General features: G+C 46.0%; 15 protein-coding genes. 13 read left to right on the top strand and 2 right to left on the bottom strand.

All coding sequences use genetic code 11. The annotated features are described in order from the left end of the window. Positions 1–13 precede the first annotated feature (13 nt). From NSQ20_RS25805 to NSQ20_RS25775, 7 genes are all read left to right on the top strand, one after another. Positions 14–1,207, top strand: a complete 1,194-nt coding sequence (locus NSQ20_RS25805; protein WP_340031174.1) for an MFS transporter — start codon at positions 14–16, stop codon at positions 1,205–1,207. Beyond that, complete coding sequence (locus NSQ20_RS25800) at positions 1,204–2,469, top strand: MFS transporter (RefSeq protein ID WP_340031173.1); 1,266 nt, start codon at positions 1,204–1,206, stop codon at positions 2,467–2,469. Before NSQ20_RS25805 ends, NSQ20_RS25800 begins: the two co-directional genes overlap by 4 nt. Before the next feature lie 235 nt (positions 2,470–2,704). Then, positions 2,705–3,901 (top strand): GTP-binding protein, encoded by a 1,197-nt coding sequence (locus NSQ20_RS25795; protein WP_340031172.1) that lies wholly within the window; start codon positions 2,705–2,707, stop codon positions 3,899–3,901. Positions 3,902–3,954: 53 nt separating this feature from the next. Further along, positions 3,955–4,224: a 30S ribosomal protein S14 gene (rpsN, locus tag NSQ20_RS25790; protein WP_036605831.1), complete on the top strand. Its 270-nt coding sequence runs from the start codon at positions 3,955–3,957 to the stop codon at positions 4,222–4,224. Positions 4,225–4,315: 91 nt separating this feature from the next. Beyond that, positions 4,316–4,600, top strand: a complete 285-nt coding sequence (locus NSQ20_RS25785) for a DUF3024 domain-containing protein (protein ID WP_340031171.1) — start codon at positions 4,316–4,318, stop codon at positions 4,598–4,600. A 278-nt stretch (positions 4,601–4,878) separates the two neighbouring features. Then, positions 4,879–5,355 (top strand): DUF2975 domain-containing protein, encoded by a 477-nt coding sequence (locus NSQ20_RS25780; protein ID WP_047841240.1) that lies wholly within the window; start codon positions 4,879–4,881, stop codon positions 5,353–5,355. Positions 5,356–5,364: 9 nt separating this feature from the next. Next, positions 5,365–5,598, top strand: coding sequence for a helix-turn-helix transcriptional regulator (locus tag NSQ20_RS25775; protein WP_036605834.1), 234 nt, complete (start codon positions 5,365–5,367; stop codon positions 5,596–5,598). 79 nt (positions 5,599–5,677) lie between these two features. Here NSQ20_RS25775 and NSQ20_RS25770 read toward each other — a convergent pair whose 3' ends face one another. Further along, positions 5,678–6,535, bottom strand: coding sequence for an AraC family transcriptional regulator (locus NSQ20_RS25770; protein WP_340031169.1), 858 nt, complete (start codon positions 6,533–6,535; stop codon positions 5,678–5,680). A 175-nt stretch (positions 6,536–6,710) separates the two neighbouring features. On the opposite strand from NSQ20_RS25770, the gene NSQ20_RS25765 reads away from it, so the two are divergent. Further along, positions 6,711–8,783 carry a beta-galactosidase gene (locus NSQ20_RS25765; protein ID WP_340031168.1) on the top strand — a complete coding sequence of 691 codons (2,073 nt, stop codon included), beginning with the start codon at positions 6,711–6,713 and terminating at the stop codon, positions 8,781–8,783. A gap of 144 nt (positions 8,784–8,927) precedes the next feature. Here the strand turns inward: NSQ20_RS25765 and NSQ20_RS25760 are convergent, their stop codons facing one another. Continuing rightward, the gene (locus tag NSQ20_RS25760; RefSeq protein ID WP_340031167.1) at positions 8,928–9,971 is read right to left on the bottom strand and encodes a helix-turn-helix transcriptional regulator; all 1,044 of its coding nucleotides are present in this window, start codon (positions 9,969–9,971) and stop codon (positions 8,928–8,930) included. 237 nt (positions 9,972–10,208) lie between these two features. On the opposite strand from NSQ20_RS25760, the gene modA reads away from it, so the two are divergent. The 5 genes from modA to NSQ20_RS25735 all read left to right on the top strand — a co-directional run bounded on the left by modA (position 10,209) and on the right by NSQ20_RS25735 (position 14,275). Then, positions 10,209–11,081: a molybdate ABC transporter substrate-binding protein gene (modA, locus tag NSQ20_RS25755; protein ID WP_340031166.1), complete on the top strand. Its 873-nt coding sequence runs from the start codon at positions 10,209–10,211 to the stop codon at positions 11,079–11,081. Then, positions 11,078–11,764, top strand: a complete 687-nt coding sequence (gene modB / locus NSQ20_RS25750; protein WP_083669918.1) for a molybdate ABC transporter permease subunit — start codon at positions 11,078–11,080, stop codon at positions 11,762–11,764. Before modA ends, modB begins: the two co-directional genes overlap by 4 nt. Before the next feature lie 274 nt (positions 11,765–12,038). Beyond that, positions 12,039–12,371 carry a hypothetical protein gene (locus NSQ20_RS25745; RefSeq protein WP_017692504.1) on the top strand — a complete coding sequence of 111 codons (333 nt, stop codon included), beginning with the start codon at positions 12,039–12,041 and terminating at the stop codon, positions 12,369–12,371. A 297-nt stretch (positions 12,372–12,668) separates the two neighbouring features. Next, positions 12,669–13,508: a transporter substrate-binding domain-containing protein gene (locus NSQ20_RS25740; RefSeq protein ID WP_081745807.1), complete on the top strand. Its 840-nt coding sequence runs from the start codon at positions 12,669–12,671 to the stop codon at positions 13,506–13,508. Positions 13,509–13,531: 23 nt separating this feature from the next. Continuing rightward, a complete protein-coding gene (locus NSQ20_RS25735; protein WP_036673451.1) occupies positions 13,532–14,275 on the top strand; it encodes an amino acid ABC transporter permease in 744 nt (247 codons plus the stop codon). Positions 14,276–14,278: the final 3 nt, after the last annotated feature.

Genomic DNA, 14,278 nt, shown 5'->3' with positions numbered 1-14,278 from the left:
GGGAACACCCATTGTGAGTGGAGCGATGTCTTGGCCTTTTCTGCGCTTGTACATACTGGTTCTTCTATATTTCAGTGCCAATGCCATTCTTAACGTGATCATCCCATTGCAAGGGGAGTCCTTGGGTGCGAGCGGTACAACAATTGGACTGATCATGGGCGCTTATATGTTCACAACAATGTTCTTCAGACCCTGGGCAGGTCGGATTATTCAAAAGCACGGTCCGATTAAGATATTGCGTCTAATTCTGATTATCAATGGATTTGCCCTGATTTTATATACCTTTACGGGACTCGGCGGTTATTTGGTTGCTCGTATTTTACAAGGTGTATCGACAGCGTTTTTCTCCATGGCCTTGCAGATTGGCATTATTGATGCCCTTCCGGAGAAGGATCGCTCTCAGGGGATTTCGTATTATTCGCTGTTCAGTTATATACCAGGCATCGTGGGGCCAGTTATCGCATTAGGAATCTGGCAGACGGGTGGCATGGATTATTTTACAGTGGTTCTGATCGGCATTGCCGTCTGTACGGGTGTCTTCGGATATACCGCCAAAATGGAACCAAACAAGGAGCAACCTGCTGAGAATCTTTCGGAGCAGAACGTGAGCATGTGGGAATCCTTTGGTCAGTTGGTGAAGAATCCACATTTATTTCGTTGCAGTGTGTTAATGCTCGCCGCTTCCGTTGTATTTGGCGCGATTACCACCTTTATTCCGCTGTATGCGAGCCAAGTACCAAATGGGAATGCCGCCGTATATCTGATGCTTCAGGCAGGAACGGTGGTGCTGACTCGAATTATGCTTCGAAAAAGGATTCCGTCCGATGGCAGTTGGCATTCTCCTTTCATGATGGGCACCATGTGTCTGCTCGCCGTAGCTGCGCAATGTGTCAGTTTTGCCGTGACAGGCGGGGTGGTCTTTTTCTATGCGGGCGCTGTACTCATGGGAATCGGTCAGGCAATCCTGTATCCGACACTCACGACCTATTTATCTTTTGTGTTGCCTAAGCTGAATCGGAACGTCCTGATCGGGTTATTTATTGCGATGGCTGATCTGGGGATTTCTCTGGGTGGTGTGATTATGGGACCCGTCGCTGACTTCTCTTCCTATTCATTTATGTACATGATCTGTGCTATCCTAGGAGCGGTAATGATCGTTTTTGCCTATGAACGGCGTAGACCCATGACAGGTACATCTGTGAGTTGACTGCCAGAAGAGAAAGTGGTGACGAACGTTTGAAGTCTTCGATGAATGCAACATCCAATGGGAAATTAAATCCGGTATCCTTTTCGTTTATCCGGTTTTATATGCTGGCTTTTTTATTTTTTGCGGCGAATTCAGCTTTGACGATTATTCTGCCTTTGAGAAGCGAAGCCGCCGGATTGAATCAGGCTGAGATTGGTCTGATGATGGGGGCATATATGTTCACCTGTATGCTCTTGAGACCTTTTGCAGCACAACTGCTGGGTAAGCATGGGCCACTTCGTGTGATGCAATGGTTATTGCTTTTGCATGCGGGTACGCTGTTGCTGTTTGTTGTTTTTGGTGTGGAGACGTATCTGTGGTTGCGAGCCCTGCAAGGGGTGGCTACGGCCTTTTTCTCCATGACGATGCAGGCAGGCATTGTGGAAAAGCTGGAGGACAAAGACCGGGCACAAGGGCTGTCCATGTACACCCTTTTTACGATGGTTCCTTCTCTGGTCATTCCGATCCTTGCCATACAAATCTGGGAAAATGCCAGTGATCTGGCGTTTACGCTGCTGATGATCGGACTGGCGGCTTTGCCACTTCTGATTGGATATAATGTGGATCTGCCGCGGAGTACCGTGCAGAACAAATCGTACACCTTGGGCGATATGTTTCGTTCATTCGGCGGCATCTGGCGCAGTACGCCACTGCTGATTAGCAGTGTGGTGATGTTGTTTGCGTCCTGCGTTTTTGGGGCAACAGCGACCTTTCTTCCCTTATATATGGTATCCACTGGACTGGCGAGTGCAGGGGTATTTCTGACGATACAGGGATTGGTTGTGATCTTGTGCAGGTTTATTTTGCGAAAAAAAATTCCGTCCGATGGTAGCTGGAATACCTGGCTGATGGCAGGGTTAATGCTGTGTGCAGCACTGGGAACCCAGTTACTCAGCTTAATGGAGATCATCGGGCCATTGGTGTATCTCTCCGCGGTGTTCAGCGGTTTTGCCCTGGCACTGTTGTACCCGACATTAACCACATATCTGTCCTTTGTGCTGCCTGCGGATTCCAGATATGTACTCATGGGGATTTTCATGTCCTCGTATGACCTTGGATTCTCTATGGGCGGATTGGCGATGGGGCTTATTGTGCAAGCGAGTTCGTATTCGACCATGTTTATGATCTGCACGTTGCTCTCTGTTGCAGCGATGGTACTGGTGTTGGTGTTCAGGCAACGGATGGAAGCGGGCAATAAGGCCAGATCTGGGGTGGCTATATAAATTGAACTAAAGAACATTTACAGAGGAGGTTTATGACTCACTTCTTGCCAAAACGTATCCTCAGGATGCGAAAGTGCAAGGGCTGGTCGTCAGCCTTTTTTTGTATTTTTGCAGGTTGAAATCAAAAATAGTTTGACAATGACCGTCTAACAGGATTATAGTCATTGTTGTTAATCGTAATAATTACTATTAAAGTCTGAATTACACAGACTGCACATATAAGGAGTAGATTTCTATGACACAAAAGCAAGTTCCGGTAACCGTACTGAGTGGTTACCTCGGTTCAGGGAAAACGACGGTTTTGAATCACGTGTTGAACAACAGACAAGGGCTTAAGGTTGCCGTAATCGTTAACGACATGAGTGAGGTCAATATTGATGCAGCGCTGGTTAAGGGGGAGGCAACCTTGTCTCGAACCGAAGAGAAGCTGGTGGAGTTGTCGAACGGCTGTATCTGCTGCACCTTGCGGGATGATCTGATGCAGGAGATTGAGAAGCTGGTGAATGAAGGCAAGTATGACTATATTTTGATCGAATCCACCGGCATCAGTGAACCTGTTCCAGTTGCACAGACCTTTACATACGCCGATGCAGAGTCGGGTATTGACCTGACTAGTCTGGCCCGATTGGATTGTTTGGTAACGGTAGTAGATGCCAATCGATTCTGGCATGATTTTGGATCAGGACAGAGTCTTCTGGATCGTAATCAGGCGACCGGAGATGAGGACACCCGTGACGTTGTAGACTTGTTGATTGATCAGATCGAAACCTGTGATGTGCTGCTACTGAACAAATGTGATCTGGTCGATGACACCGAGCTGAACAAGCTCGAAGGCATCATCCGCAAGCTACAGCCTAACGCCAAGATCATTCGGACCGAGAACGGACAGGTGAATCCGTCCGAGATTCTGAATACAGGCCGCTTTGATTTTGAGAAAGTGAGCATGTCCGCTGGGTGGATTCAGGAGCTGGAGAAGGAGTCGCATACACCGGAAACCGAGGAATATGGTATTGGTTCCTTTGTCTATCGCCGGAGAAAGCCATTCCATCCTTCCCGTCTGGCTGAATTCATGAGTTACTGGCCGGAAGAAGTGGTACGTGCCAAAGGTTTAGTATGGCTTGCGGCTGAAGGGGATGTTGCGGCAAGTCTCAGTCAGGCAGGACCATCCATTCAATTTGGTCCTGCGGGACATTGGGTCGCGGCGTTGCCGGAAGCGGACAAAGAAGAGATTTTACGTAACGAGCCGGATGTTCTGGAGAAATGGGATGCCCAGTGGGGAGATCGTCAGACGGAGCTTGTCATGATTGGGATCGAAATGGAGCGTGCGAGCATTGAAGACGAGCTGGACCAGTGCCTGCTCAGTGATGAAGAAATGCTGGGCGACTGGGGCCAGTTCGACAATCCACTGCCATGGCCTGTGGAAGCCGTATAACTCGGAAATTGATGTTCTAAACATAAATTCAATGGATAAAGGAGCTGTAATTCATGGCTAAAAAATCTAAAGTGGTACGTGAGAAGCAACGTCAGGCGATCGTGGCAAAATATGCGGACCTGCGCCGGGAATTGAAGGAAAAAGGGGATTACGAAGCATTGCAGAAATTGCCACGTAATGCATCTCCGACCAGACTAAAGAATCGTTGTGAAGTGACAGGTCGCCCGCGGGGTTATCTACGCAAGTTCAAGGTATCTCGGATTAAGTTCAGAGAACTGGCTCATCAAGGACAGATTCCTGGCGTAACAAAATCAAGCTGGTAAAATGATCAAGGGATGTGGCTGACCACCTTTGCATGGAGCAGGTTGTTGTGTGCTTGGAGCTGCATGTGGTGCGTAGAACAGAGGTGGTATTTTGCTGAAAGGATGTGCATCTCATGTTGGACTTGTTTACGTTACGAAGAATTCAGTCCGTAATGAACGGATATATTCACGAGAAGGTACCTGCGCCACTGAACGGTATCAATGGGATAAGATGCATATTGCCCGATTTTACTGGGAAGAAAATCAGTGGAAAGTGTATGCCAGAGATGAACAGAGCAGCTGGAATCCGGTAGATGTTATTACACCTTGTTCCGATTTTGAGAATGTGCTGGAACAGGTGGAAAGGGATGAGGCTGGGCTGTTCTGGCGTACGTGAGCGAGATCGGTTAAGAGTATGTTTCATTCGTAAAAATTAATGTTAATTCAGACAAATATGGCGTATATGCAACCGAGTTCGAAGCTAGTGAAACAGTGGCTAGCATCGGGCTTTTTTTGTGTCCAAAAATCACTGAAGCAAAGAGGGGGGCGATCTTTTGGTCTCTCTTCCTTAATGTGCAAAAGAATAAATAAAATCTGTTTTGCAATAAAAATTTATTGTAAAACGATAAATACTATGATAAATTCATATCACTTAAAACAAGTGAGGTGCTTTTTGTGAAGCGAGGTACAACCATCTTTTTAAAATTGGCTGTGTTGCTTATTGGTGTTCCCATTCTTGCCTTATGTATATTCGGCATACCCTGGTTAGCAAACAATCCGGTGAATCCGAATTATGCAGGTGCACTATACCCCATAGTGATTATTATGTATGTGTCCGTTATTCCGTTTATTGTTGCACTGTACCAGGCATTCCGTCTGCTGAGCTACATCGACAAAAATGAAGCGTTCTCTCTAATGTCAGTGAAATCCTTAAAAACAATAAAATATTGTGCTATTGTAATCAGTAGTCTCTATTTTGTGATGTTGCCATTTGTTTATGTTGTAGCAGAGAAAGATGATGCCCCAGGCCTCATTCTTATGGGAATGGTTCCTATTTTTGCTTCATTGGTCATTGCAGTGTTTTCAGCGGTGCTCCAAAGATTGTTACAGGAAGCGATTGATATCAAATCAGAAAATGACCTAGTGGTCTGAGGTGAATATATGGCCATTATAATCAATATTGATGTGATGTTGGCAAAGCGGAAAATGACGGTTACCGAGCTTGCAGAGAGAGTTGAGATCACAATCGCCAATATTTCCATATTAAAAACAGGAAAAGCAAAAGCGATCCGTTTATCCACTCTGGATGCGATCTGTAAAGCACTGGATTGTCAGCCTGGAGATATATTGGAATATAAGGCTGATGAGGACGAAGATACAAATGAACTTATATAAAAAATGAACGAAAAAGACTCTGCATGTTATATGCAGAGTCTTTTTTACATCAGCTTGTTCAAGGAATACGTCCCGTGCCCTATAACGAATGATTGTGCATCATACGGAATTGCATAGGTGTTACGTTTTCCTGGGTTTTAAAACAGCGGATGAAGTAGCTTGACTGTGAAAATCCCGTTTCCAGTGTAATTTGTTTAATGGAAAGGTTGGTTGTTGCGAGCAGCTGTTTCGCATGTAATAACCTGGATTCCAAGAGGAATTCCGGGAAGGAGATGCCAAACGTCTGACTGAACTTGCGGCTAAAGTATGTTGTACTGTATCCGGCAATTCCGGCAGCGTGATCAAGTGTGATGTGCTCATTACTATGAGAGCGAATATAATTCCCTGCTTCACGAATTCGCTCTGAAGTGTGATTTAAAGAAACATTGATTTGACTCGCTGCGGATTGCAATCGGGTCAGAAGTTCATATAATGTTGCTGCCACACTGTGCTCGTCCTCCACCTGATAGCCTCTGCCTAGCTCCAGCAATCGATCCATGAGCGCGGTAACCACCGGAAAGTTGGAACATTGAAACAGCCAGGGCTCGTCAACGCCTTTTCCATTTAACAGTTCTTCGAGACGAATACCGTAGAAGTGAATCCAACGAATACTCCAAGGGTCATCCAAATCTGAATAGTAGGTTTGTCTGAGACCGGGACCGTAGAGGAATCCCTGCCCTCGTGTTAGCTCATAACGAGTGGTTCCCGTGTCCAGGAATCCTTTACCTTCAAGTACAAGGTGCAAATTATAGCAATGATCCAAGTTGATATCTTTCGTTCGATATTCCCGATTCACATAATGTTTCGGAAAGTCACTGTACCCTCCAATAAAATCGGGAAAGCATACATGTCTGGGGAAAACCGGCTTGGGGAGAAAGAGGTGTTCTTTCACGTGCATCCTCCATTTAAACGCAATATTTTTATGTAGTGAACTGAAATGGATTCATCCCACTGTTATTTGAATCTTGGACAATGACAATATTTTATTATAAGTCGCATAATCTTGTCATTTATTATATGTGAAGGTTCCAATAGAATGGAGGCAATATGGCAGGTTAAGGGGGCAATTAAAGGTGGCAAAATCAATCCAAATGGATGAATTAAAAATGGGGGTCTGTTATTACCCTGAGCACTGGTCGGAAGCGTTGTGGGAGGACGATTTCCGTAGAATGAAAGAGATGAATATCACAGTTATTCGGATGGCTGAATTTGCATGGTCTATCTTTGAATCGGAAGAAGACCAGTTCGATTTTAGTTTTTTCCAGAAGGCACTGGATCTGGCGCATCAATACGGTTTAAGTGTTATTTTGGGAACACCTACTGCAACTCCACCAGCGTGGTTAACATCCAAATATCCTGAAGTATTAAACGCAAATAAAGACGGGGTGTTGTATCAACACGGCATGCGGCGTCATACCAACTACAGCAGCCCAATCTTCAGACAGCAATGTGAAAAAATCGTGCGCAATATGGTGATTGCCTATAAAGATCATCCGGCTCTCATTGGATGGCAGATCGATAATGAATTCAATTGTCATATGGATGTTTTCTATGCTGAGGCGGACCATGTCGCCTTCCGTGAATGGTTAAAGGATCGTTATGAATCGTTGGAGAATCTGAACCAGGCTTGGGGAACCGTTTTCTGGAGTCAGACCTATACTGACTGGGAGCAAGTTCACCTTACCCGAAATATGGTCAGCCAATCGCCCAACCCTCATTTGGCACTAGATGAAAAGAGATTCATCTCAGCAAATACCATTTCATTTGCCAAGCTTCAGGTGGACATCATTCGGGAACTGGACCCGGAACATTGGATCACAACAAACGGTACGTTTGGACACTTGGATAATCATGAAATGACAGAGGAGCTATTGGATTTCTTCTCCTATGATTCGTATCCGCAGTTTGCCACGATCTTCCCAGGGACAGACGATAACTCATTACAAGATCGGGCCTGGAGCATGAAACTGTCGAACGTACGTAACATGTCACCGAACTTCTGCGTCATGGAACAACAGTCTGGGCCAGGAGGCTGGGTCGACAGTATAGGCATGGGTACGCCAAGACCGGGACAGATCCGATTATGGTCGTATCAATCTGTTCTTCACGGAACAGATCTACTCGTCTACTTCCGCTGGCGGACGGCAACATTTGGCACGGAGATGTACTGGCATGGCATCAATGATTACCATAATCAACCTAACAGAAGAGTACGCGAGGTTGCACAAGTAGGGGAAGAGTTTGCCAAGATCGGGCGTGTTATTGCGGGCACTACATATCAAGCCGATGTTGCGATCCTACAGGATTACGATAACCTGTGGGACGGAGAGTTGGACGAATGGCACGGTCCGCTTCAGCAACAGAGTGTTCGCTCCTGGTATAAGCAGCTCCAGTATCGTCATATTCCGACGGACATGGTTACACTGCAACCAACGACAACACTGGAAGAGTTATCCGAATATAAGGTGATTATCTATGCTCACCCGGCCATCATGACAGACGAGACAGCAGAACTTCTGCAAGCCTATGTCAGTCAAGGAGGCACTCTGTTTTTCGGTGCTCGCACCGGATATAAGGATCTCAAGGGGCATTGTTACATGAGACCGTTCCCTGGGGCTGTCGCTGAGTTGTGTGGTGTAACCGTAGAGGACTTTACCTTAATCAAAGGAACCGTTCCAGCAGCCAGACTGCAATGGAGTGGGGCGAGTGAGCGACTTCAGGAGGGAACGTCAACGGCCGGATTTAACGAAGTTCTTCATGTGGAGCATGCTGACGTGCAGGTCATGGCTGAGTATACATCTGAATATTATGCAGGTAGTCCTGCATTGACCAAACGTACGGTAGGTCAGGGGCAAGTATGGTATTATGGAGCGGCTTACAATGAACCGGTCGTAGATGCTCTCCTGGATGAAATAGAGCTATCTTCACCTGTGGGTGACCTGGTAGAGGTACCGTCCGAAGTTGAGCTTGGTATCCGTTCTGGTAAGGATAAAGCTTATGTCTTTTTACTCAACTACTCGGATCAACAAGTCCCCATTAACCTTAAGAAGCAAGTAAAAGAGTTACTGTCAGGTACAACACTTCAGAATGAGATCAACATGCCCGCGTATGGTGTGTTCATTTTTGAGATCGATTTGCCACGTTAAGCAATCCATTCATCGATATCATGCGTTATATATAGAAAGAAACACCAAAAACGCCTTGCAGCCCTTGCAAGGCGTTTTGTATATGCATGATGTAATGTTGAATACACGTTGAGCATGGGCTGTTATTGTCTACATTTCGTATATCTATGCTTCGTACAAAATCTCACCTGTCCGGGATACATCATATCCCTCGAATGACTGTAGTTCCTGCCTGAACTCTGATGATTGGAGAATTCGCAGGACAGATTCTGTCCAGGCTTCATTACCTTGCTTCCTGAGCATGACCAGATCGTAGCGCTCCTGAGTGAGCGGGACAAAATCAACCTGACCCACAAGTCGTGCAGCTTTCTCAATGCCAACTCCGACATCAGCTTCTCCTGAACTGACTTTGGCCGCCACGCCCATGTGGCTGGTTTCTTCGACTTGATATCCGATCAGACCTGCGGCAGGAATTCCATGCAGTCGAAGTTGCTCATCCAGCAATACTCGCGCGCCAGAACCTATCTCCCGGTTAGCGAGTCGAAGTTCAGACTTGCTCAGATCGGTCCAATTCTGCAAGTTCTGCGGATTGCCACGCTGTACGTACAGTCCGGCAGGACGTGATAGCAGGTTCACCACAACATAGGACCGTCCTGTCAGAATTTTGCGAATATACGGCAGATTATACTCACCGGTATCTCCGTCGAGCAGATGGGTGCTGACCAGATCGGACTCACCGCGATACATCGAGATAAGCCCATCCAGACTACCCATGAACGAGCGTAGCGGACGAATGTCCCGGGTTTGTTTTTCCATATGGCGCATTAGAATATCCAGACTGACATCCTGACCTGTTATGACCAGATGCCTTGGTACAGCAGTCATTGCATGAGCAGAATTCGCTGGAGTAATCGCATGCGCAGACCCAACGGGTGTAGTCGATTGTAAGGAACTTCCCTGAAAATCACCCTGACTTGGCTGAGTCCCTGATTCCGAGGTCTGATGAGAAGTCGGGATACGTTGACCTGAGGACTGAAGTTGCTTGGAGCGACGTTTATATGCCTCCAGATCGGTTGCATCAATTCGCATTTGTTTACCTACACGGTATGCAACGAGGTCTCCTTTTTTGATCAGGTCATAGACCGTCAGTTTCGATATTTTGAGCAGCTTGGATATTTCTTCGGTTGTGTAGGATTGCTCCTCCGTCATAAGTGAAGATCCTCCTTCAAAGGTATAGAGCAATTATGGTTTTGTTATGAATGTTTCTTGTACTATATCATTAATTGAGGGATGTCATAAACCTGAGAGCACGCAATACACGCATAGGACAGATAACAAAAATCAAATGTGATCTTAATCACCTTCCCATTTTTTTTGTCTTGTGTATAATTAGATATAATCAATTATAACTAGTTATATCTAAAGATAACGTTGGGGGAGAAAAGAATGGGAAAGAGAATCGGATATGTGTTGGGAAGTATGTCACTGGGACTGGCTCTTATATTGGCAGGTTGTGGCGCAAGCACGGGCACTACGGATACATCCACGGGTGCAGAACAAACGACCTCAACGCCAGCGGCATCAGGTGAAAGTTCATCAGCAGGAAATACCGATCCACAGGAAACGGTAGATCTGACGATCTCTGCGGCGGCCAGCCTGACCGATGCGATGAAAGAGATTGAAACCAATTATGAGCTAGCTAATCCTTATATAGAACTTAATTTTAACTTTGGCGCCTCGGGTGCCTTGCAACAGCAGATTGAACAGGGTGCCCCGGCTGATGTCTTTGTATCGGCGGCAACAAAAAATATGAATGCACTGGTGGACGAGAACCTGATTGCATCGGGCGATCAGAAGAATCTGCTACAGAATTCACTGGTGGCCATAGTGCCAGCAGATGGGACCCACACAGTAACCAGTGAAACGGATCTCACCAGCGACTCCATCAAGACGGTAGCCATTGGGATTCCGGAAAGTGTTCCTGCGGGAACCTATGCCAAGGAAGCTCTGACCAATGCCAAGCTGTGGGATGAACTGGAAAGTAAACTTGTGCAGGGGAAAGACGTTAGACAGGTTCTTCAATATGTAGAGACAGGTAATGCAGATGCAGGATTTGTATATAAAACGGATGCTCTTACTTCGGATCAGGTGAAAATTGCGTTTGAGGTGGACAAGAACAGCTACACACCAGCCAATTATCCAATAGGCATTATTGAAGGAACCAAACACCGTACAGAGGCCGAACAATTTTATGCGTATTTACAAACCCCTGAAGTACTGGATATCTTCGCGAAATACGGATTCACAATTCCGGAATGAATGTGAACGCCATAGACTGGTCCGTATTCTGGTCACCGGTGCGCCTATCGCTTCAGGTTGCGTTATTATCCAGCGTAGTGGCCACTGTGCTCGGAATTGCGATAGCCTGGAAGATGTCACGTTCTTCATTTCGGGGAAAGATTCTGCTGGAAACGGCATTTATGCTGCCGCTAGTCCTTCCTCCGACGGTGGTTGGATTTCTGTTACTTGTCATACTGGGGCGTAAAAGTCTGTTTGGACAATGGATTGAAGCCATATTCTCCGCACCGGTTATTTTCACCTGGTGGGCTGCGGTGATTGCTTCGGTGGTGGTTGCTTTTCCACTCGTGTATCAGACGATGAAATCGGGATTCAGTGGTGTGGATCGTGATCTGGAGGATGCAGGTCGTTCGATTGGTGCAAATGAGTGGCAGGTTTTTCGTTACATTTCCCTGCCGCTCGCAGGCAGAGCATTGATGACCGCTTTCATCCTGGGCTTTGCCCGTGCACTCGGCGAATTCGGAGCGACACTGATGATTGCAGGCAATATTCCGGGCAAAACACAAACGGTACCCACGGCAATCTATGTCGCTGTAGATTCGGGCAATCAGACCATGGCTTGGGCGTGGACTGTTTCCATTATTATCATCTCATTTCTCATGTTACTGATGACCAGACAGCAGCGAGATGGAAAAAATGACTGATTTGATATGTGTTAATATTATATATAAAATGTTTAAAAACCCGTTTTGAGGAAAGAACTTTTTTCCTTAACGCGGGTTTTTTATTACCAATTTCATATGTACCAATATCAATATCCTGCCAAATTGGTCTTAATGGAAATGTAAAGCTGTTTTAACATAAAAAAATAAAAATTTTCCCGAAATTTAATCGTTCAGTACTCGCTTTCAGTGGGCTTGTTCCTGTAAGATAGGAGTAATGGATTCCAGCCAAGTACTGAAATAAGGAGAGACGACGATGAACACTAAATCTGATTGCGGCGTTTCGTTGCAAATTGATGACTATCTGGATCTTTTGCATTTTGCCATCCAAATTCAGGATCAGGAATGGCAACAATCCCTTATCCGCCAACTCAAAATATTTCAGACGGCGACGGAGCAGCAACGCACACCTGAAGAGGAACTATGGACACGGTTTGATTACATCAACAGCAAACTGACAGGTCTGTGCCACCAGATTCATGCCGCTCATTCCATGGACGAACGCAAGAAGTTCGAGGAACGGATCGGTCTCTTACAATTACAGCGAGTGGAAGTTGCACGTAAAATTAAATGGGCGAGTCGCAGATAGATGAGTAGTGTACACACCAAGTGATGCACCGCCAAAATGGTATAACCAGTGAGAGTCATACAAGAAGAAGCCATCCGCCAATCGATATGGGGGATGGCTTTTTCTTGTACTATAGAGAAGTCCTATAACCATATCAGGATGTCCTATTAGTTTAGTTATTGCCCTAAGATGACTTGTAATGATATTCTTTGTTCAACCTAATTCCGACTATACAAGTAAGAATGGTTTGTTAATAGGAAGAGGAATGGGAGTACACATCATATTTGCTGTGATAACAGCCTGTGGAGGAGATTGGGAATGGTTAAAAAACGGGGGATTCAAAAATTCCGGACAGCACTGCTGTTCATTACAATGCTGGCGGTACTGGCTGGATGCAGCACAGGAACTGCAAGCAATGATTCAGAATCTGCTTTGGCAGCAGGCGACACCAAAGTGAAAAAGATCATTGTAGGAACAGGTACACAGTTCCCAAATGTCTGCTTCATTGATGAGAATGGCAAGTTAACAGGTTATGATGTGGAACTGATCCGGGAGATCGACAAACGTTTGCCTGAGTACGAATTCGAATTCAGCACCATGGATTTCAAAAACCTGCTGCTGAGTCTGGAAACGAAAAAAATTGACCTGATCGCTCACCAGATGGAAGTGAATGATGAGAGACAGGCCAAGTTCCTGTTTAATGATGAAGCCTATAATATTTTTCCAAATAAAATTGTCGTAAGTCAGAAAAATGAGGAAGTAAAATCGATTGAGGATCTCAAAGGGAAAAAACTGATTGTTGGTGCTACAAGTAATGCGGCTGTACTCGCTGAGAAATGGAATGCAGCGAACGGCAACGGGATTGATATCGTTTATTCCGGAGCGGGTGAGGATACCATTACTCAGATTAAAACAGGCCGGGTGGATGCCACCATCAGTACTCAGTTTGCCATTGATTATCAGAATAAGGCGGTTGATGCTCAGCTGAAAACGGTAGGAGATGCCCTCTCCAACTCCAAAGTGTACTTTATTCTGAACAAAGATGAGCAGGAGCTCAAAACCAAAGTGGACGAAGCGCTCAAAGCGATCAAAGAAGATGGAACGTTAGGCAAACTGAGCACAGAGTGGCTTGGAGCTGACTATACGGTTGAAGAGTAGTCTGAGAAAGGTGTGCAGCGGTAATGGGAAAATCATTTGATCTGTCATTGGTTCTGGATTTCATCCCGGAACTGCTACGATATTTGCATATAACACTGATTGTACTGGGTGGTTCCATCGTGCTCGGACTGGTGGGCGGCGTGCTTCTGGCCGTTCCCCGGCTGTATCGGATTCCGGTACTAAGCCAGTTGGCCACCCTATACGTCTCATTCATGCGGGGCACACCGATCCTGATCAAATTGTTCCTGGTGTATTACGGACTTCCCGAGTTGCTCAAACCCATTGGCATCGACCTGTCGAGAACCGACCCGTTGTTATTTGTCATTGTGACCTATGCGCTTAGTGACGCGGCATCCTTTGCCGAGATCTTTCGCGGAGCGGTGCGCAGTGTGGATAAAGGTCAGACGGAAGCAGCCTATGCTGCGGGTATGACCACATTCCAGTCTTTTCGGCGGATTGTTGTTCCGCAGGCACTGATTGTTGCTTTTCCGAACATGGCTAACACGTTAATCGGTTCATTAAAGGATACGTCTTTGGCTTTCTCCATTGGTGTCATGGATATGGTGGGCAGAGGGCAGACGTTAATTTCGGCTACATCGCATGCACTTGAAGTGTATATCAGTCTGTCTGTGGTCTATTATGTCATTGTTATTGTTCTTGAAAAAGGATTTGCCTTTGCAGAACGCAGACTCCAGCGTCATGAACGCAAGAGAGTTGTACACAAACCGGCAATTCGAGCCAAACGCCTGAAACGAATAGCGGGGTGAGCA

It is taken from the genome of Paenibacillus sp. FSL K6-1122, from assembly GCF_037977015.1.
GTDB lineage: Bacteria > Bacillota > Bacilli > Paenibacillales > Paenibacillaceae > Paenibacillus > Paenibacillus amylolyticus.
Note: the sequence above shows the minus strand (reverse complement) of the source record. Positions and strands in the feature narration are given on the sequence as shown.

Coding starts and splice junctions, on each gene's coding strand:
- NSQ20_RS25795 (WP_340031172.1), top strand. CDS start 2,705: ATGACACAAAAGCAAGTTCCGGTAACCGTACTGAGTGGTTACCTCGGT.
- rpsN (WP_036605831.1), top strand. CDS start 3,955: ATGGCTAAAAAATCTAAAGTGGTACGTGAGAAGCAACGTCAGGCGATC.
- NSQ20_RS25775 (WP_036605834.1), top strand. CDS start 5,365: ATGGCCATTATAATCAATATTGATGTGATGTTGGCAAAGCGGAAAATG.
- NSQ20_RS25770 (WP_340031169.1), bottom strand. CDS start 6,535: ATGCACGTGAAAGAACACCTCTTTCTCCCCAAGCCGGTTTTCCCCAGA.
- NSQ20_RS25760 (WP_340031167.1), bottom strand. CDS start 9,971: ATGACGGAGGAGCAATCCTACACAACCGAAGAAATATCCAAGCTGCTC.
- modA (WP_340031166.1), top strand. CDS start 10,209: ATGGGAAAGAGAATCGGATATGTGTTGGGAAGTATGTCACTGGGACTG.
- modB (WP_083669918.1), top strand. CDS start 11,078: ATGAATGTGAACGCCATAGACTGGTCCGTATTCTGGTCACCGGTGCGC.
- NSQ20_RS25745 (WP_017692504.1), top strand. CDS start 12,039: ATGAACACTAAATCTGATTGCGGCGTTTCGTTGCAAATTGATGACTAT.
- NSQ20_RS25740 (WP_081745807.1), top strand. CDS start 12,669: ATGGTTAAAAAACGGGGGATTCAAAAATTCCGGACAGCACTGCTGTTC.
- NSQ20_RS25735 (WP_036673451.1), top strand. CDS start 13,532: ATGGGAAAATCATTTGATCTGTCATTGGTTCTGGATTTCATCCCGGAA.